Source organism: Streptomyces sp. NPDC001851, assembly GCF_040297165.1.
GTDB lineage: Bacteria > Actinomycetota > Actinomycetes > Streptomycetales > Streptomycetaceae > Streptomyces.
The window spans coordinates 37,841-56,515 of record NZ_JBEOYR010000028.1; the positions used below are offsets into that span (position 1 = coordinate 37,841).

Here is an 18,675-nt window from a genome sequence, read left to right on the forward strand (position 1 = left end):
CGCGGCCGGGGCCATGGTCGGGTCGGTGGTCGGGCCGACCATGGCCCCGACCATGGACTTCGTGTCTCCATCGTGACCTTGGTCGGGGTCTGGTGGTCGGTGGTCGGGTCGGGGTCGGCGGGTTTTCTCAAGGTCAGCAACGTTCGGTTCTGACCTGGGAGTTTGACCATGTCCTCTGGCAAGCAGGACTCGGCGAGCGAGGCTGCTGCTCCGATGGCGGCAGGCGCCCGTCTGGAGGCGATGCGGCGCCGCGTACGTCTGTCGCGTGTAGCGGTGTTGACCGCTATCGCGGCTGGCCCCGTCGCCCTGTGCATCGCCGTTTCCTCCGCCCCGACCACGGTCCAGGCGGCCACCCCCAACAAGCCCACCGCCGTGCGCACTGCGGCGGCCGCTGCCGAGCCGGGCGGCTATGCGCAGCTGTTCCTCAGCGCCTGGTTGCGCAGCAGCGCCGGCGACGAGACGAGTGCGCAGGCACGGCTTGCGCAGTCGATGGCGCCGGACGTCGACCTGCCCGACCCGGCTTTGGGTGCGCACCCGGCGCCGCAGTCTGTGACGGCGGTGCGCACTGCGCAGCGCGACGGCGGTGTGTGGTCGGTGACGGTGGCTGCGCAGTACGCCGACGGCGCGGTGCGGTACTACGCCGTGCCGGTGGTCGTCGACGGCGCGGGCGCCTCGTTCACGGTGACCGGTGCGCCCGGCGTGGTGGCGGGTCCGGCCCGCGTCTCGGTGCCGAAGTCGCCGTACGGCGTGAGCGTCCCGGAAGGGGATCTGTCCTCCGCTGTCGGGGAGTTCCTCGCTGCCTACCTGACTGATGCCGGAGAGGTCGACCGCTACCTCGCGCCCGGTGTGACGTTGGCGCGGGTCTCCCCTGCCCCGTACACGGCGGTCACCGTCCAGCGGGTGTCAGCGGTCGAGGAGGCCGCGGCCGCCGCGAAGGTACCGGCCGACGGCACGAAGGTGCGTGTCCTCGCCTCGGTGGAAGCCCGGGACGCCGAAGGCCGCTGGCCGCTGGCGTATGAGCTCACGCTCAGGGCCCGTTCGGGGCGGTGGGAAGTCGCGGCGCTGGAGTCCGGGACTTCCCGGGAAGGTGGTGCGCGGTGAATACGGTGCACAGCTTCATGCTCGCCGGGCAGCTGGACGACCTTGGCAACTCGTGGATCAACATGTTCAAGAACTGGGCGACCAAGGGTCTGCAGGCGGGTCTGATCTGCCTCGTCGTCGTGATCATGGTTCAGAAGTTCAGCCTCAAGGCCGGGATCGGGGCCTTGCTGCTGATGATCATCGCGCTTGGGCTGTACAACTCCCGCGACAGCCTCGCGAACATGTTCGAGGACGAGGTGAAGAACCCGGCCAAGGGCGCGCCCGCGGTCCCCGGCATCGTCCAGTCCGAACTCTCCGCCTCCCGTGATCATTCCCGGGGCGTCGGAGGCTGGCTGTGAGCGCGGCAGCCGCCGGCCGGGTGGGCCGCTTCTACACCGCCGCCCGCCGCCATCCCTGGGTGCTGGGCAAGGTCGCCGACTGGAAGATCCCCCTGGGCCCCTACACCCCCGCGCAGATCGCCCTCGCCGTCGGCGGCGGCTTCCTTCTGGTCAAGACCATCAGCTGGTGGTCGTGGATGTTCCCGCTGCCCATCGTTGCGTGGGTGCTGGCCATCTGGGCGGTGCGCCGGCCGAAGATCCGTGGCCGTGCGCCGTTGCAGGCCGCTTTGGGCTGGGTGCTGCTGGGCTGGCAGCCCCGTGGAGGGCGGATCGGCGGGCGGGCCGCCCGCGACCGCGCTCCCCGCCCGCTGCTCGGCGGCTTCACCATCGAGGACACGCCCGCGCCCGGCCTCACTGCGCAGGCAGCACCCTCCCCTGAGGTTCAGCGGCATCCCGCCCGGGCGCCGCACCCGAGCCCGGCCACACACCGCTCGTCCGCACCCCGCCGCACACAGCCGGTTGCTCCCGTGGTGGCAGCGGGGCCGGTGTCGGGTGTGCAGCAGCTGCTCGCGCTCGCCCAGCAAGCAGGTGCGCGGTGAGGGTTCCGATCCGTCACATCGCCGGGCACCTGGTGTGGTCGACGCAGGGCAGCGTGTGGGCCGTTTACCGCCTTCATCCCGGCCCGGACGCGCAAGGCCGGCGCGAGGAGACCGTCCAGGGCACCTACGTGCCCGCCGCGGTCCGCGACGAACAGCTCGCCAAGATCACACATCTGGTGCGGTCGCTTTCCGGGGCACCGAGGTTGTTCGGTCTGTGCGCGCAGGTCGACCCGGGTGAGATCGCCCTCAAAATGATCGAGGGCATCGAGCCGGCCGAGCAGGCACCCGGTGTGGGCCGCCACCCGTGGGTGGAGAACGTCGAGGCCACCCTGGAGCTGCTGGACGACCAGGAGATGCACCGCCGCACCCTGTGGCTGGCCGTGCCTTTGCAGACCGACACAGGCGGCCTGCAGGTGTCGGTCTCACTCGGTGCGGCGTGGGCCGAGATCGCGCCGATGCTGGGCATGCGCCCGACACCGGTGGCACGGCGTGAGGTGAGCGCCTACCGCGAGCAGGCCTCCCGGGTGGAGGCCGCACTCGCCGGCGGGATCGCCTTCCGCCCGGCCCGCCCGGCGGAGATCGTGTGGATGATCCAGCACGCCCTCCACCGCGGCTTGGCCGAGCCGCTGCTGACCGAGGCGGAGACCAGTGACCTGTACGGCGGGCACATCCGGGACGGCGTGCTGCGCTCCCCCAGCTACGCCGACCTCGGACAGGTCCGCCTGCAGGAAGGCGGCATCGGCCCCGGCCTCGACGACGTCGACGAACTCAAGAGTGCGGGCCAGATCACGCGGTCGGGACGCAAGGCCTGGTGGCGGCTGAACACCGGCTCACCGCTCGCGCGGCGCTGGCTTCAGGTCGAATGCGACGCAGGGGTGGGCTACCAGGCGCAGCTGGCGCTGGCCGAGTGCCCGCCCGCGCTCAGCCAGGACGCCGCCGACCTGTTCGCCCAGCTGGAGACGCTCGACTTCCCCGTCGACTACACCGTCGACCTCACCCTTGTGCCTGCGGAGAAGGCCCGCGACCAGGTGCGCCGCAAGAAGAACGAACTCATCGACCAGGCCGACCAGTACGACGCCCGCCCCACCGGCATGCCTGCCTCCCTCACTGAGGCCGCCCGCGACCTGGGCGAGCTGGATGCCCGTCTGTCCCGCACCAGCGTGGAGGTCGAGGTGCAGTCGGTGACCGTGCTGACGGTGTGGGGACCGACCGCCGCTGTCTGCGACGCGCGGGCTCGCGCCCTGGCCGCGCTGCTCGCAGGTGCCGACTACCGCGCCGTGCGCCCGGCCGGACTGCAGGAGGCGCTGTTCACCCTGGGGTTGCCCGGTACCGTGCGCCCGGGCGTGGTGCGGGAGTTCACCCAGCACCAGGTCAGCGAGGACTGGGCGCTGTCCGGGGCCTTCACCGCCTGTGAGGTCGGCGACCCGAACGGGATGTTCCTCGGCATCGACCTGGACTGCGGCACCACCCGCCCCGTCATGATCAACGTGGCGGACGCACCGAAGGTCGACGCGTCTGCCTCGATGGGGATCGTCGGGGATCTCGGTGCGGGCAAGAGCGTGCTGCAGAAGCTGATCGCCGAGGCGGTGTGGGCGCGCGGCGGCTGCGCGATCTGCATCGACCGCACGCCGGTACGGGAGTGGGCCACCTTCGCTCGCACCGCGGCCAAGGGCCGCGTTCAGATCATCGACGCCGCCCAGGCCGAGGTGTCCATCGACCCGCTGCGCATGTTCGACGGTCCCGAAGGCCGCCACTACGCCCTGTCCTACCTCACCCTGCAACTCGGCATCGGCCCGATGAGTACCAGCGGTGAGGTCCTGCATCACGCCGTCGAGCAGGCCGCCCTCAGCGACGCCCCGTCCATGCACCGTGTCCTTGAGGTCCTCCGGGAGATATCCAAGAGCGAGGCGGGCAAGCGGCAGGACGCGGCCGCCACCCTCGCCGGCCTCATCCGCGTCGTCGCCACCAACTCCCTGGCGGCGATGGTCTTCGACCCGACGCTGCCGCCGGTCAGGCTGGACGCCTCCAGTACCTCCGACATGATCGTGATCACCACGACCGGTTTGAAACTGCCGCCGAAGGCCGCGTTCGACAAGCCCGAGGTCCTGCACCAGCAGCCCCTGGAAGCGCTGATCGGCCGGGCGGTGCTCTACCTGATTGCCGCGATCGCCCGGCAGACCGCGTTCGAGGATCCCGAGCGGTTCACCGCGATGGTGCTGGACGAGCTGTACTGGCTCACCTCCTCCGCCGAAGGCACCGCCCTGGTCCACGAAATCCTCCATGACGGCCGCAAGCACGGCGCCGGCCTGCTGGGCGCATCCCACGACGCCCTGGAACTCGGCCCGGACCGCGCCCTGATGGCCTACCGCGCGCTCGCCCGCACCGCTGACCGTGAGCAAGCCCGCCGCGGTCTGGAGTTCGTCGGGCTCGACCCGAACGACCCTGAACTGCTGCGACTGGTGACCACCGGCCTGTCCCCCGTCGGTCAGAAAGGCCGGGAGGGCGAGTTCCTGCTGACCTGCCCGCGGCAGAACACCGGCCGCGTCAAGGCCGTCGTCCCCCGTCTTGCGCGTATCGCCTCGTCCATCACCACGACACCGAAAGGACGCACGAGCGCAGGCTCGCATGCCACGTCTGCGCGCATCGCCGGTGAGGCCGTCGATGCCCGTCCAAAGGAATACAGCCGATGACCTTCTCCTGGGACCGCTCCCGGCGCATCGCCGCAGCTTCAAGCGTCCTGGCCGTGATCACCGTGGCCGCTGGCGTGCTGGTGCTGGCCTTGTCGGTCGGCGTGCCCGACGCATGGTGGCCGCACACCGGGCAGGCCTTCGCCGCCGACTCCCATGCCCATCACCGCGACCGATGCGCGCCCATCGTGGGCCGGGCCAAGGCGTACTGCGAGCGCGGCTTGGCTGCCTCCGTCTCAGGACACCACCATGCGGGGGCTGCCTGGCGGCTGGTGCCGGCTGCAGCTGGCGTTGCCGCGCTCGTGGTGTGGCGGCGCCGGTGCGTGGCTGGGTGGAGGCGGGGCTGACGATGTTTCGTCCAGACCGCGGCACCCTGCGCTCGGCCGGATTCGTGGTGCTGTTCTGCGGGGTGTTCCTGTTGGTCAACACCCAGGTGGTGTACGCGGCGAGCAGCAACAGCGAGACGGGGGACCTGCTCGCTCCGCTGAACATCACCTCCTCCGAGGGGGTGCCGATCAACTCCTACGAGCTGGACGCGGAGGGCGGGTCCATCGTCGCCTTCAAGTCCCAGGCTCTTGCGTTCGCGCTGTCGGGGCTGTTCACGGTGATCCGGTTGCTGGTCGGGCTGGCCGGGTGGGCTATCGAGATGGCCTTGCGGTTCCCGCTGCTGAAGATCCTGACCCGTCCGGCCCAGCAGGTCGCCGACGCCTACAACCACATAGTCGTCGGCACTCTGGGGTTGAAGGGTCTGCTGCTGGCCTGGGCGTTCTTCTTCGCCTGTTTCATGATTGTGCGCGGTCGTGTCGGCCGTGGTCTGGGTGAGATCTTTCTGACGCTGCTCATCGCGGCGTTCGCGGCGTCCGCGTTCGTCCGTCCCGACTACCTGCTCGCCAAGGACGGTCCGCTCGGCCAGAGCCAGCAGGTGGCCGCCGAGGTGGCCCAGCAGTCCGTCAACTCGTACCACTGGGGCGGGAAGGTCGGCAGCAAGAGCCCCTGTGACGGCATGGCCGGCAACGCCGAGATCAAGTGCGAACAGCGGGAGAGCGAAGCACCGGTCACCGCCGAGGACGTGGCTCGCCCTCTGCAGGACTCGATCACCAACGCGCTGATCGTCAAGCCGTACATGCTGCTGGAATACGGGCGCATCCTCGACCCGTCCAAGCCGTCCGATGCCAAGGCCTACGCAGTCCACCTGAAATGGATCACCGGCTGGTACAGCGCTCAGCGTGGCGCTGCGAAGGGCGACTGTGACTCGCTCGCGCCGCCGGCACGGGCTCATTGCGAGCAGTTGAATGACAAGGCCAAGGATGCCTGCAGCTTGATCAAGGGCGCGGCTAAGGAGTTCTGCGAAGCCGACCAGGGCATTCCCCGTAAGGCCACGCTGCCGTCCCTGACCTCGGGCGGGGACCTGCTGGACTCGTCGAACGCGATCGTCACTGACGAGGACCAGGCGTTCGCGGCCTTTCTCGACGATATGAAGCAAGCCGGCCCGGTCGGGAAGTCCTGTGCCGCGTACGCGCAGAAGCCGACCTGGTGGCGGGTCGGCGGCGCCGCCTTGCTGCTCATCGCGGCGCTGTTCATCTGCGGCATGCTGCTCTCCAGTGCGATCGTGCTGCTCGGCACCCAGGGTGTGTGCGTGGCGGCCGCGGCCGCGGGCGGCGTCACCTTCGTCGCCGGGATGCTGCCCGGCCCTGCACGCCAGAGCGTGTGGAAGTGGCTGTCCCTGTGGGGGGTGGCCATGCTCGCCGTGGTCGGGATCTGCGCGTTCATCCCGTTCTTCGGGATCGCCATCGACGCCACGGTCACCAACGGGCCCGACCTGATGGTGGAGCGGATCCTCCTGATCGATGTCCTCGCCATCGCTGGCACGGCCGGGCACCGTCGCCTGCTGACCTCCATCTCCTCCTTCGGCCGGCGGATGGCCATGCGCATGCGCTACGCCAAGGTCGGCGGCACCCACCTGCTAGGTGACACCTCCGAGCTCGGCGCCGCACTCGCCATGAACTCACCCGCCGCCCTGGGCGGATATGGCGCGGGGTTGCGCGCCTTCACCGGCGCAGGCGGCAACAGGTTCGGGATGCTCGGTACACGGCAGCGGCTGATCGGTGCGCTCACCTCGCTCGTCGACGGCGCGGGCATGCCGGTCGACACGGGCCGGATGCTCACCGACGCGGCCGCCGAAGCTGGCCGGGGTCTGGCACCTGTGACTGCGGCGGCAGCCGTGGGCGCGCTGGGTGGGCGGCTGGGTGTGAGGGGGGCCGGCTGGCTGCTGATCGGCAGGCGCCCGGACGCTGAGCAGCTGGCCAGGTGGCGCAGGCTCACCGCCGATGGTGGCCCGCACGAGGGCGGAGCACCCGGCGGCGGGCCGGGGACACCGGGCGGGGGGCCGCGCCGGCCCGGGGGCCCTCCCGACCGATACCGCAACGAGCAGGGGCAGGTCGTCGACCGCAACACCGGCCAGGTGCTGCACGACCAGAACACCGACCGCACCCTGCTGTCCACCCGCGCCCACAACCGGCTGGTCCGCTTCCGCGGATACCGCATCCTCCACCGCGGCGGCCGAGTCACGTACGGGGCCACCGCCGCCTTGCCGGCCAACGTACGGCGGGCTCGTGCGGGGGCCTCGCGCTATGCCCAGGACGCGCGCCAGCAGGTGCGGGTGTGGGGCAACACGTGGCGAGAGGACGCCCGGGCCTGGTCGGACACGGGACGCCACGTGGCCCGTGTCGTGCGCGAGCATGCCGACGACAGCGGCGGGCCCGGTCCGTTCGCCAGCCGTCGCCTGCCAGCCGCACCCACGGCAGCCCCGTCCCCCCGTCCGGCGCGGCCTGCGCCCTCTGGCCGTCCTGCGGGGCGTCCGGCCCCTGCTCCCGCGCGGCCCGCTCCGTCGGCGGGCGATCACGGGGTCACTCTGCCCCCGGAACCGATCCCGCGGCGGGACGACCCTGTGCCACTGCCTGCGCGCGATCTCGGCGGGCCCGTTCTGCCCGGGGGTGGGAGCGCGCGTAACCAGGCGCGTGAGGAGGCGCGGGCCCGGATGCAGGAGTTGATGCGGCGGACCGCGCCCGACGCGGAACGCCGGCGCCAGGACCGGGCCCGGCGGCGGGACGAGGACGGTGAGGACGAGTGAAGCCGCCGGGACGCCGCATCAGGCGGTGGGCATGCATGGTCGCGCTGCTGATGTTCGCCGCCGTGTGCTGTGCCGCACCGGTAGGAAATGCGATCAGCGCGTATGTCGCGCTCAAGACGGGTGCACAGGACGATGGCGGAATCGCCGAGGGCGGCAGCGCCGCGGACATCCCTGCCCGGATGCTGACCGCCTACAAGAAGGCTGTTCAGCAGGTCGGGAGGTATGTACCGAAGTGCCAGGGCATGCGCTGGCCGATCCTCGCCGGGATCGCCAAGGTCGAGTCCAACCACGCCATCGGCCACAACGTCGCCGACAACGGTGACATCCGCCCGAAGATCTACGGGGTGCTCCTCAACGGCTCCGGCGCCGGAGGCAACACCACCGCCGTCCCGGACACCGACGGCGGCAAATGGGACGGCACCGCCACCGGTGAACGGGCCGTAGGCCCTTTCCAGTTCCTGCCCTCAACTTGGGAGAGCGTCGGCAAGGACGGCAACGGCGATCATGTCGCCGACCCGCACAACGCCGACGACGCCGCCCTCGGCGCCGCGATCTATCTCTGCGGCAACGGCCGTGCCCTGACGAAACGATCGCAGCTGAAGGCCGCGATCCTGCAGTACAACCACTCCGACGAGTACCTGTCCAACGTGCTGGGGTGGATCGACCAGTACACAGCGGCCGCCAACGGCCCAGAGCTGAAGAACGTCTCCGGTAAGGTCCGCACCGTCATCGATGCCGCGCTCTCTCAGCGGGGCGTGCCCTACTCGTGGGGCGGCGGCACCGCGAACGGCCCGTCGTACGGGATCTGCTGCTCGCCCAGCGGCAAGAGCGGAGCCAGCATCAAGGGCTTCGACTGCTCGGGGCTGACCACCTACGCGTACGCCAAGGCTGGCATCAGCCTGCCTCGCACCGCGGCCGTGCAAGCCGGATATGGCCGGCGGATCCCCGCCAGCCTCGGCACGGGTGCCCTCAAGCCGGGCGACCTCGTCTTCTACGCCTACGCCCCCGAACGCGACTCCACGATCTATCACGTCGGCATCTACACCGGCGGCGGCCAAATGATCAACGCGGCCCGCCCGGGCACCGTCGTGCGCATGGACTCGGTCAACGCCATGTCCGGCTATGCGGGGGGAGCACGGCTGCTGTGACAACAACCCCACGCTCACCGCGCCTGCTGATGCTGATCACCGTCCTGCTCGCCGTCGTCGGTGGCGTCGCCCTGCTGGGCGTGCCGCACGGCCACGAGCTGCCGGCCCCGGCGACGGCGTCAACCGCACACGCAGCCAATCTGCCAGCGGCTGCGGCGACTCCTGCCAGCCAGCCGACCGTCCCCACTCCGCCCTCCCCGCAATCCGCCGCATCCGGCGCATCGACGCCGTCGGTCCCTGAGCCCGCTCTGCCACCGCACGGCGAGGGCGTGGCTGGCGACCAGGCCATCCAGCGGAACCTGGAGGCAGCGTGGCCCGCCGACCTTCCCGCAACCGACCAGCGGGAGTTACTCACCGCCGGCCGCGCGCTGCTCCGCGCCGACGCCACCGGCATCGGCCGCGCGAAGTGGCCCCAAGTGTTCCCCGCCTCGGACCAGGCGGTGGCGCCGGCGTTCGCCACCGCACGCTTCCGGATCCAGGCCGCCCTCGCCCGCCGGGACGGCCGCCAAGACACGGCGGTGGTCCATCTGGTGTGGGCCGGCACGGACCGCGGTGGCACCTTCACCGACCTCCGCATCACCGACTGGCACTTCACCCGAACAACCTCGAAGAAGGGAGCAGTGACGTGGACTTGGCAGCCCCGTACCTGACTCACCGGGCCGATCACCCGGCTACTGGGCAGGTACTCGGCCTGGTCACCGGCCTGGTCGACGCCGCCGACTGGCTCTACGCCCACTGGTACCTGCCCGCACTGGCCATCGCCGTGTGCTGGGGCATGGGCGAGTGGGTGGTACGCCGGCTCGCGGCCAGGGCTTCGGCCGAGCGGATGGCCCTGGAGCTCGTCTCCACCCGGCACTTCGACCCGAGCATGGAGGAGATCTTCCGGCGCGGCGTCCAGCTCGCCCGCGCGTCCACCGCCATGCCCTGGTGGGCACCCCGCCGGGCGAAGACGGTGCAGATCCGGCTGCGCGCCGACGGCAGTGCGCCGCTGCGCTACCGCATCGAGGGCCCAGCGGGCGGTGAACGGCTACTGTCCATCACGCCGTTCGGGCCGGACGTCACGGTCAACCGGGGCCGGCCGATCGCCGACGCGCCACGGACGCACGCCGTGCGCGCCGAGTTCATCCTGCGCGGCAAGCTCATCTCTCCGCTGCGCGAGGTGCCCCTCATCCCCGACCCGCTGCAGCCGCTCGTCGATGCCGTAGCCGACCTGCGCGCCGAGCTCGGCGACCTCGCCGAGATCCGACTCGACATCCAGCGGGCCCCGAAATGGGTACTGCGGGCACGCCGCCTGCAGTTGATGGGCGCCGCACGCCGGTCGGAACGCCGGGAAGCCCAGCGGGCCGCGCGCTGGCTGCGGCAGGACGCCTCCGGCATCGAGGACTCCCTCGCCTGGCAGCTGCAGCAGATACTCACGGACAAGCCCGCATCCGGCGCCGGGCGGCGGCTGGTGATGCCGCCGGTGCCCCGGCGGGTGGAGCCGGCCGAAGCGCTGGGCAAGCTCGCCGAAGACGACCACCTGGTACGCGTGCAATTGCTGGTGATGTGCGCATCGAACACCGCAGGCCGTGCCCAAGCCCGACTCGCCCAACTGCAGGCCGCCCTGGACGTATTCGGTGGCCGCTCAAGGTGGGCCATGCGTGGCTGGCGCCTGGGACCGTGGCGGATCGGCGCCGACCACTGGCCCACCCGACGCGGTTTCGAGCGCCGCTGGAATCTGGGGCACTGCCAGCCGCCCCGCGCGAACTGGCTCAGGCTGGAGGAGCTGACGGGCCTGCTCAAACCCCCGACCGTGCACTGCCGTCTGCCGGTACTCGCCCGCGACCTGCCAACCTTCGTCTTCGGCGATCCCGAGCTGCTGCTGCAGGGCATCTATCGGAGCCCGGACGGCCGCGAGCGGCTGGTCGCCACTTACACCGAAGAGACCCTGTTCGAGGTCGGCGTCGGCAAGGCCGGCGGCGGCAAGACGGAGCGCGCCCTGGCGCAGGCAATCGGCTGGGCACATGCGGGGGGCGGGCTGATCTTCGTCGACCCGCACCGCGACTCCTGGCCGCGCGCGCTGCCGTTCCTGGCCCACGACCACCTGATGCCGAGGATCGCGCTGGTCGACCTCAACGGGCTCGGTCCCAACCCGCGGATCAGTTCGTGGAATCCGCTCGGGATGCATCACGGGCAGGCGGCGCACGAGGTCGTCGAGGCGATCGCCGACGCCTGCGCCTCCGCACTGGCCTGGGACGACGCGACCGCACCGCGTGCGCTGACCATCCTCACCGCCACGCTCACCGTACTGGTCGCGGTCAACGAGGCAGCCTGCCAGGCCGGACAGCCCGAGGACCAAGCCACCATCTTCCACATCCGGGCTCTGATCAGCGACGCCGGCTTCCGCAAGGCAGCACTAGCCACGGTGGCGGGCCAGCTGGACGAGGAGACCCGCGCATGGTGGCAGTCGGTGTTTCCGACCCTGCCGCCCGACGCGTTCGCCGTCGTCCTCAACCCGATCGCCCGCCTAGCCGCCAATCCGGTCACCCGTGCCTTTCTCGGCCAGCCGGAAGGCGTCTACAACATCCGCGCGGCGATGGACTCACGCATGATCGTGTGGGTGTGCCCGGGCGGCAACGGGCCCACCGACCGCCTCCTGACCGCGCTGCTCGCCCGGGATCTGCTGCGGGCCGCCCGCTCCCGGCGCGACACCCCTGAAGAGATACGGGTGCCGTTCCGCCCGTACTTCGACGAGCTGATCACCCTGACCGGTGCGGCACCGGAGACCATCGCGTCGATGTTCGAGGATCTACGCAAGTACCGGTGCCACATCCACGGCATGACTCAGCTGCTGTCCCGCCTTCCCACGCCCGTGCGGCTGTCCCTGGTGCAAAACGCGTCCACGCTGGCCACCACCGCCGGGGCGAAGTCCGCGATCGCTCCGATCACGGCCGAATGGGGCGATGACCCCAGCCCCGACCGGGTCGCCACCATGGACCGCTTCGAGCACTACGTCTCCATGAACGTGCACGGCCGTCGCATCGGACCCGTCCTACTGCGCGGGCCCCATCTCGACACCGTCTTCGCCGCCCAGGCCCGCCCACGGGAGGTCCCCGCGCTGGAGTGGGCCGCCCAGGCGAACGCCCAGGCGGTCCCGCTGGATCAGCTCACCGACCGCGCCGCAAAGCAGCTCGGCCGCGTCGCCGCCTTCCTCGCCGCGCACTCCCCTGCCGGCGCTGCTGTCAACCTCTCGAAGGAAAGCGAATGGACCTGACCACTGCCCAGCCGACGGACCGCACGACGGCAGGCTTCACGCCCAGCCCCGTGGAACCACTCGCGCATCAGCTCCTGGCCACGCTCGCTCAGCACCGCATGGCCTCAACCGGCCAGCTGCATGTCCTGCTGCGGCCCGACCGCTCCCGCCAGTCGGTCTCGGAGCGGCTGAACGATCTGCTCGACGAGCGCCTGGTCGACTTCGCCGTGCTTCCCCAGTCCCACCGCACCCGAGTCTGGTATCTCACGCCGAAGGGCGCCCGACTCACGCGGGACTGGCCCGCGCTGCGGGGCCGCCCGCCGTATCCGATCACCACGGTGACGGCCGCCTCTCTGAAGACCCCACATACCCTGACCGTCCTGCGGACGCACCTGGCGTTCGTCGCCGATGCCCGCCGGCGCGGCGACGAGCATGGTCACCTGGACTGGACCCCGGAGGTGTTCCACGCGATCGGTGACGGAGAGAGGGTCGTGGCCGACGCGGTCATGCACTACACCCTCATCGACGGCCAGCAGCGGCGGAAACTGAGGGCGTTCATCGAGGTCGACCGGGCCACGATGGGGGCCGAGCGGCTGGCCGCGAAACTGATCGAGTACGCCAGGCTGTGGACGTACGAGCCACAGCCCGTCGGGCGGCGCCGACAGGCGGGCAGCCCCGGATGGCTGCGGTGGTACCCGGTATTCCCGCGGATCCTCTTCGTGCTGACTGGCGCTGGCCGGCAGGCGATGGACAACCGGATCAGCGACCTCAAAGCCATGGTCGCTCACCATCCGCTCGTGGCTGACCTGGCCCGCGAAGTACCGCTGGGCGCGGCCGTCCTCGAAGACATCGAAGAACACGGCACCACCGACGACATGTGGGAGCCGCTGGCCGGCGGCAAGCCCCGTCCCTGGACCGAACTGTGACGTCCCGGCCCCTGTGGCCGGATGCCGCAGCCTTACAACTACACCCAAACCTCTTGAAATTTACTCAAGCGAACACACGGCTTACTTCTGCACAGCGGAGCCTCGGCCTGCAACTTCGTTGCGACAACCGGCCATTAGGGACGAAGCGTGCCGCCAACTGCCGACGCAATTCGCACTTCCGAAGCAGTCCCCCCGTGGCCAACAACCCACCCGGGCCCAAGTCTCTCGCACTCCACGGACACCCGCATGCCCTGTGGCAGCGGCGACTTCGAACATCGCCGACCCGAACACGGTGCACTCCCACTGGCACGCCGCCCTCGACAGCGACGCACTTTGGCTCTACGGCCAGACAAGACAAGAAGATCGCCTTTACCCCAGTCAGTTCACGTCGCTTGCCTCGGCCACCACCACACCCTCGCCAGCTCCACACCCCGGCCCGACAGCGTGCCCTGGCCGCCCAGCCGCACCGACGAAGGCGGCACGCCGGTTGCCTTCGAACCACGCAATCGGCGAAAACCCGACAAGCAGAGATTTCCCGCCCGCCCACAGGACGCTCACCCAACCCGGCGTACACCTCGCGAGATGTGCTGGCGCGACGAGCGAAGACACAGACCTGCAAATCAACATCCGGTTCCGAAAGTGACCGGATACGACCCATGATGAACGAGTGAACTCAAGTATCACGCTGGGAAGTTGACTGGCATATGCGTAACCTGATGACTACACATAGCGCATCAGCGCAGCTCGACCAGTTTCAGGGGCGGGTCTTTGAGCGGGCACACCCGCGTCGGCCGCCCGTCCACGGCGCGCCGAACGTGGAGGCAACGTGAACCGCCGCGCACACCGGATCCCTCATTCAACTGTTCGCTTCCGAAATCTCGTTGCAGTGTCCGTCTCGCTGAGCATGCTCGCCTTGACTGCTTGCAGTTCCTCCCACGGCGGCAACAAGGCCTCCGAGCACACCCCGGCGTCGGCATCGTCGCCCACAGCCCCGACCTCCTCGGCAGCCCCGGATGCGCCGGAGAAGGCGGCTGTGCTCAAGACCTACGACGCCTTTTGGGCCGAGCAGGTCAAGGCGTATGCGCGGGGAGACGTCCAGGGCACGGACCTGAAGAAGTACGCCACAGAGAAGGCTCTTGGCGAGGCTATGGGCGATGTTCTGGTCATGAAGAAGGGCGGAAATGCGACCACCGGGGCTCCAAAGCACCAGGCGCAGGTCACCCAGATGACTCTCACCGGCGCCATCCCTAAGGCAGTCGTGCAGGACTGTCTGGACATCTCAACTTGGAAGACGGTCAACAGGAAGTCCGGGCAGGTGCAGCCGTTCCCCTCGAATCAGCCTCTGCGTTACATCACAACGTCCAAGGCGGAGAAGTGGGGGAAGCGGTGGATGATCACGGAAGTGACACCTGAGGGAGACCGCACATGCTAAGGCGATCTCTCCCGGCGGTCTTCTTGGGCAACGTCGCGGTCTGGGCGGTAACGACCATGCCTGCGTCGGCAGATGACGCACCTGTCATCGGTGGGCGGTGCCATGCGGAAAGTAGGTACGTCACCGTGTGCCGGCAGCAGCCAGGCTTGCCGGGCGGCTCTCATCAGCAAGGCAGCTCCCCTGCAAAGGGATCCGACAACGGAGGCAGTAAACCGGCACCGCCGCAGTGCGTTGCGCAGCGCCTGGATCCGCAGCCACCCGCTGGCGCTCCCGTGTGGCAAGGGCACAAACCCGGTGATGGAGCGATCTACATGCGGGTGTGTATCAGCGACGTCGCCGGTGGACTTGCTGGCGCGCCGGTCGTGCCACAAGTCTTCTGGGCAGCTAGTGAGCCGGAATCAAACGTCGACCCGGAGCAACTGGCGCGAGAGGCCGTCGACAAAATGCTACTGACGGGGCCCAGTATCGCCAGCCCGCGGGCCGCAGCGCATTACGTCGTTGGCATGCCGATGTGGATGTGGGTCAACCAGAGCCCCACGACCTACGGCCCGAACTCAGCATCGGCTTCACTCGCCGGGGTGACCGTGATCGCTACCGCGAAGGTTTCCTCAATCAGCTGGGATATGGGCGACGGCACTGACGCCGTGGTGTGCAACGGGCCGGGCACGAAGTACCAGGCCTCCCTGGGCAAGGCGCCTTCACCAGACTGCGGCCACGTGTACGACAAGGCTTCGACCAGCGAGGCGGGCGGCAAATTTCACGGCACGGCGACGGCTACCTGGACCGTCGACTGGACGGTCACCGCGGGCCCTGGCGAGACCGGGGAGTTCACCCAGACCCGTCAGTCCGCTTTCACGGTCGATGTCCGTGAAGTGCAGGTCCTGAACTGAACTAGCGCACTGCACACGAGAGAAAACCCGAAAGGTCACTGTCCGTCATGGATTCTGCTGCACTGACCGTGCCGCGCCCGAATGGTCCGGGCCGCGCTGAGCTGCCGATCACCACTACGGCGCCCGTCAAGCGGGAACGCCGCTGGTCGGTGGCGGCGTTGTGCATCGTGCTGGCGGTGGTCTGTGCCCTGGGCGCGGCATGGGCCGTCAACTCCGCCAGTTCACGTACGAAGGTGCTCGCCGTCGCGCGCGATGTCCCGGCCGGGCAGGTCCTGACAGCAGCGGACGTCACCGTCGCGGAGGTCTCCGCCGACGCGGCACTGACTCCGATGCCGGCGTCCGACAAGGCGTCGGTGGTGGGGAAGCGGACGGCCGTCGACCTGCGCCAGGGCGGGCTGCTGCTTGCCTCGCAGCTGACTGCCGGCACTGGCTTGGGTGACGAAATGCAGCAGGTCGGCGTCCTGGTCAAGCGTGGTCAGGCACCGGCTGGCACCCTGTTTCCCGGCGACAAGGTCCTCGCGGTCACCACGCCTGCCCAGGGCAGCACGACGGCGAAGGACGATCCCAGTGCCTCGTCGATCGCGGCGGTGGTGGTGTCGGTGTCCCGCCCGGACGCCTCCGGCGCGGTTGTCGTCAATCTTGCCGTCGGTACGAACGACGGCGCCGCGCTGGCCAGCCTCGCCTCCCAGGGCCGTATCGCGCTCGTACGGGAACCTCGGAGCCACTAGCCCATGCCCGTCACCGCACTCGTTTCCGCGAAGTCCTGCGGCGTCACCGCCGCCGCGCTCACTCTCACCCTTGCTTCCAAACGAGCCTCGCTGCTCGCCGAGTGCGACCCGGCCGGCGGCACCATCCGGGCCGGGCTACTCGGAGGCCAGGTGAGCGCCGGCTTCGGCCTCTACCACCTTGCTCGCGCGGAGCGCACCGGGCCCGAGGCCCTCGCCAACGCCTTCGCCTCCCACCTGTGGCACCTCGACCAGCCCGGACACCGCAAGCTGCTGCCCGGGCTGACCGACCCTGCCCAGGCCGCGGCCCTCGCCCGCACCTGGCCCGCTCTCGCTGACGTCCTGCACGTCATGGCACAGCAAGCAGGCCACGATGTCTTCATCGACGCAGGCCGGCTCGCGCTGGAGGCCGGACATCTCCACCCGACCCTGACCCCGGCCCCGCTGCTGTACCGGGCCGACCTGGTCCTGCTCGTCGTACGGGGCACCGAGCAGTCCCTCGCCCTGGCCCGCCACGTCATCCCCCCGCTGCGCACCGCACTGCACGAACAAGGTTCCGGTGCCGACGCGCTCGGCCTGCTGCTGATCGAAGAAGGTCCCTTCCGGGCCCATCAGGTCGGCGAATCCTTGCAGACGCCGGTGATCGCCGCCCTGCCCTACGCCCCGGACGTCGCCCACTACCTCACCGTCGGCGGCCACCCGCCTCGCGGCTACGGCCGCAGCCCGCTGCTGCGCCACGCCCGCACCGCCACCGAGCAGATCGAGGCCGCGGCGTCGCGCCGCCACCTCCAGCAGCAGTACTCCCCTGCCGCTTCCCAACTGGCCGGGATCCTGCAGCGGCTGAATCGGCAGCACCCCGAAGGGGGAGTGAAGCATGGCTGACAGCCATCAGCGTCCGGGCGTCAACGGCCATCAGCTGGCCATGGGCCGCGACGACATCGCCGGCCTCCTGGCCGGACATCTCACCCAGCGCGCTGCTCTCGAGGCGCGGCCCGTGCCCACCGCGTCGCCGGTGACGCCGCCTGTCGTCCCGCTGGCCCGGACCGACCCCGCCGCGGTGCCCCGCCTGGCCGGACTGCCCGGCGAGCTGCCGGTGGACTGGGAGGTCATCGAGACGCTGCAGGCCGAGGTCTCCAAGCAGCTGACCGCACGGGATCCCCAGCGGCTTATGGAGGAAGCCGACCGGCGGGCGCTCGCCCGCTCCCTGGCCACCACCGCGGTCGCGGACTGGTCCGCCAAGTATGCGCAGGCCAACGTGCCCCTCACCGAGGCACAGGAACAAGCCATCGGCACCGCGGTCTTCAACTCCATGTACCGCGGCGGCCGACTGCAGAGCCTGCTGGACGAGGAGGGCGTGGAGGACGTCATGGTCGACGGCTTGCGTGCGCACGTCGAGTACCTCGACCGGCCGCGCCGCACCATCGAGCGGGTCGCCGACTCCCATGAGGAGCTCATCGCGTGGGTCAACCGGATGGCCCGCCTGTCCGGTCACGGCGAACGCGGCCTGACCCAGTCCACCCCGATGGTGGGCTTTCGCATGCCCGACGGCTCCCGCGTGACCGCCTCCATGCTCACCAGCCGCCCTTCCGTCGTCATCCGCAAGCACCGCCTGCGCGACACCGGCCTGGACGAGCTGCGCCAGTGGGGCACCCTCAACCCGATCCTGACCTACTTCCTGCGGGCCTGCGTCCAGGCCCGGATGAACCTGCTCGTGGTCGGTGACATGGGTGCAGGCAAGACATCCCTGCTGCGTGCGCTCGGCCGGGAAGTCCCCGCGGATGAGCGCCTGGTCACCCTGGAGTCCGACCGCGAGCTGTACCTGGACGAACCGGCCGCCTCCGGCCGGCCCGGCCCCGTCACCTATGCGTTCGAGGCGAGGCAGAGCAACGGCGAGATCCTCGGCGACAAGATGGCCGGCGAGATCACGATCTCCGACATGTTCGCCACCGCGTTGAGGTACAACGCCACCCGGGTTGTCGTTGGTGAGGTCCGTTCCACCGAGATCGTGCCGATGCTGCAGGCCATGTCGGCCGGTGGCTCCGGATCGATGTGCACGATGCACGTGCGCCGCCCGCACGCGATCATCAGCCGCCTGGTGCAGCTGTGCACGGAGGCCGGCATGGCCACCGAGGCAGCCCACCACCTCATCGCCGCATCCATCGACGTCGTCGTCTACATCGCCTACGACTGGGACGACGTGAAGTACGGCGGCCGCAAGCACCGCTACATCAGCCACGTCTACGAGGTCCACGACGTCGTCGGCGAAGGTGGCCGCCCCAGCACCACCGAGATCTTCGGACCCGCCGGCCGGCAGGAGCCACGCGCCATCTTCAAGAACATGCCCTCCTTCATCAACGAGCTGGAGAACAAGTCCCGGTTCCCCGACCTCGAGGGCAGCCCTTGCTTCCACCGCGCCTGGCTGACCGACAATCCGCTCGGCGCGTGGGGCGGGCCCCTGCAGCGAAAGGGCCCCTCCTTATGACGCCAC

Annotated in this window: 15 protein-coding genes; all 15 read left to right on the top strand. The window is 69.9% G+C overall.

What is annotated here, in order from left to right:
* Window positions 1-168 precede the first annotated feature (168 nt).
* The 15 genes from ABT171_RS32690 (at window position 169) to ABT171_RS32760 (ending at window position 18,669) form a co-directional block, all read left to right on the top strand.
* Window positions 169-1,101: a conjugal transfer protein gene (locus ABT171_RS32690; RefSeq protein ID WP_351250016.1), complete on the top strand. Its 933-nt coding sequence runs from the start codon at window positions 169-171 to the stop codon at window positions 1,099-1,101.
* The gene (locus ABT171_RS32695) at window positions 1,098-1,439 is read left to right on the top strand and encodes a hypothetical protein (RefSeq protein ID WP_351250017.1); all 342 of its coding nucleotides are present in this window, start codon (window positions 1,098-1,100) and stop codon (window positions 1,437-1,439) included. Before ABT171_RS32690 ends, ABT171_RS32695 begins: the two co-directional genes overlap by 4 nt.
* Window positions 1,436-2,017, top strand: a complete 582-nt coding sequence (locus ABT171_RS32700; protein ID WP_351250018.1) for a hypothetical protein — start codon at window positions 1,436-1,438, stop codon at window positions 2,015-2,017. Before ABT171_RS32695 ends, ABT171_RS32700 begins: the two co-directional genes overlap by 4 nt.
* Window positions 2,014-4,707, top strand: a complete 2,694-nt coding sequence (locus ABT171_RS32705) for an ATP-binding protein (RefSeq protein ID WP_351250019.1) — start codon at window positions 2,014-2,016, stop codon at window positions 4,705-4,707. The genes ABT171_RS32700 and ABT171_RS32705 overlap by 4 nt, the downstream gene beginning before the upstream one ends.
* On the top strand, window positions 4,704-5,051 hold the full coding sequence (locus tag ABT171_RS32710; RefSeq protein WP_351250020.1) for a hypothetical protein: 348 nt from the start codon (window positions 4,704-4,706) through the stop codon (window positions 5,049-5,051). The genes ABT171_RS32705 and ABT171_RS32710 overlap by 4 nt, the downstream gene beginning before the upstream one ends.
* Before the next feature lie 2 nt (window positions 5,052-5,053).
* Window positions 5,054-7,834, top strand: coding sequence for a hypothetical protein (locus ABT171_RS32715; protein ID WP_351250021.1), 2,781 nt, complete (start codon window positions 5,054-5,056; stop codon window positions 7,832-7,834).
* A gap of 35 nt (window positions 7,835-7,869) precedes the next feature.
* Entirely contained in the window at window positions 7,870-8,982 is a 1,113-nt protein-coding gene (locus tag ABT171_RS32720) for a C40 family peptidase (protein WP_351250022.1), read from the top strand.
* Entirely contained in the window at window positions 8,979-9,632 is a 654-nt protein-coding gene (locus tag ABT171_RS32725) for a hypothetical protein (RefSeq protein ID WP_351250023.1), read from the top strand. Before ABT171_RS32720 ends, ABT171_RS32725 begins: the two co-directional genes overlap by 4 nt.
* Window positions 9,608-12,235, top strand: a complete 2,628-nt coding sequence (locus ABT171_RS32730; protein ID WP_351250024.1) for an ATP/GTP-binding protein — start codon at window positions 9,608-9,610, stop codon at window positions 12,233-12,235. Before ABT171_RS32725 ends, ABT171_RS32730 begins: the two co-directional genes overlap by 25 nt.
* A complete protein-coding gene (locus ABT171_RS32735) occupies window positions 12,226-13,140 on the top strand; it encodes a replication-relaxation family protein (RefSeq protein ID WP_351250025.1) in 915 nt (304 codons plus the stop codon). The genes ABT171_RS32730 and ABT171_RS32735 overlap by 10 nt, the downstream gene beginning before the upstream one ends.
* A gap of 886 nt (window positions 13,141-14,026) precedes the next feature.
* On the top strand, window positions 14,027-14,572 hold the full coding sequence (locus tag ABT171_RS32740; RefSeq protein WP_351250026.1) for a hypothetical protein: 546 nt from the start codon (window positions 14,027-14,029) through the stop codon (window positions 14,570-14,572).
* A gap of 311 nt (window positions 14,573-14,883) precedes the next feature.
* A complete protein-coding gene (locus ABT171_RS32745) occupies window positions 14,884-15,462 on the top strand; it encodes an ATP/GTP-binding protein (protein WP_351250027.1) in 579 nt (192 codons plus the stop codon).
* Between the two features lie 47 nt (window positions 15,463-15,509).
* The gene (locus tag ABT171_RS32750; RefSeq protein ID WP_351250028.1) at window positions 15,510-16,190 is read left to right on the top strand and encodes an SAF domain-containing protein; all 681 of its coding nucleotides are present in this window, start codon (window positions 15,510-15,512) and stop codon (window positions 16,188-16,190) included.
* 3 nt (window positions 16,191-16,193) lie between these two features.
* On the top strand, window positions 16,194-17,069 hold the full coding sequence (locus ABT171_RS32755; RefSeq protein WP_351250029.1) for a hypothetical protein: 876 nt from the start codon (window positions 16,194-16,196) through the stop codon (window positions 17,067-17,069).
* Window positions 17,062-18,669 carry a TadA family conjugal transfer-associated ATPase gene (locus ABT171_RS32760; protein WP_351250030.1) on the top strand — a complete coding sequence of 536 codons (1,608 nt, stop codon included), beginning with the start codon at window positions 17,062-17,064 and terminating at the stop codon, window positions 18,667-18,669. Before ABT171_RS32755 ends, ABT171_RS32760 begins: the two co-directional genes overlap by 8 nt.
* The last annotated feature ends 6 nt before the right edge of the window (window positions 18,670-18,675 follow it).

Excerpts from the sequence above, each read along its gene's own strand:
- ABT171_RS32690 (WP_351250016.1), top strand. The coding sequence starts at position 169 with ATGTCCTCTGGCAAGCAGGACTCGGCGAGCGAGGCTGCTGCTCCGATG.
- ABT171_RS32710 (WP_351250020.1), top strand. The coding sequence starts at position 4,704 with ATGACCTTCTCCTGGGACCGCTCCCGGCGCATCGCCGCAGCTTCAAGC.
- ABT171_RS32715 (WP_351250021.1), top strand. The coding sequence starts at position 5,054 with ATGTTTCGTCCAGACCGCGGCACCCTGCGCTCGGCCGGATTCGTGGTG.
- ABT171_RS32720 (WP_351250022.1), top strand. The coding sequence starts at position 7,870 with ATGGTCGCGCTGCTGATGTTCGCCGCCGTGTGCTGTGCCGCACCGGTA.
- ABT171_RS32735 (WP_351250025.1), top strand. The coding sequence starts at position 12,226 with ATGGACCTGACCACTGCCCAGCCGACGGACCGCACGACGGCAGGCTTC.
- ABT171_RS32745 (WP_351250027.1), top strand. The coding sequence starts at position 14,884 with ATGCGGGTGTGTATCAGCGACGTCGCCGGTGGACTTGCTGGCGCGCCG.
- ABT171_RS32750 (WP_351250028.1), top strand. The coding sequence starts at position 15,510 with ATGGATTCTGCTGCACTGACCGTGCCGCGCCCGAATGGTCCGGGCCGC.
- ABT171_RS32755 (WP_351250029.1), top strand. The coding sequence starts at position 16,194 with ATGCCCGTCACCGCACTCGTTTCCGCGAAGTCCTGCGGCGTCACCGCC.
- ABT171_RS32760 (WP_351250030.1), top strand. The coding sequence starts at position 17,062 with ATGGCTGACAGCCATCAGCGTCCGGGCGTCAACGGCCATCAGCTGGCC.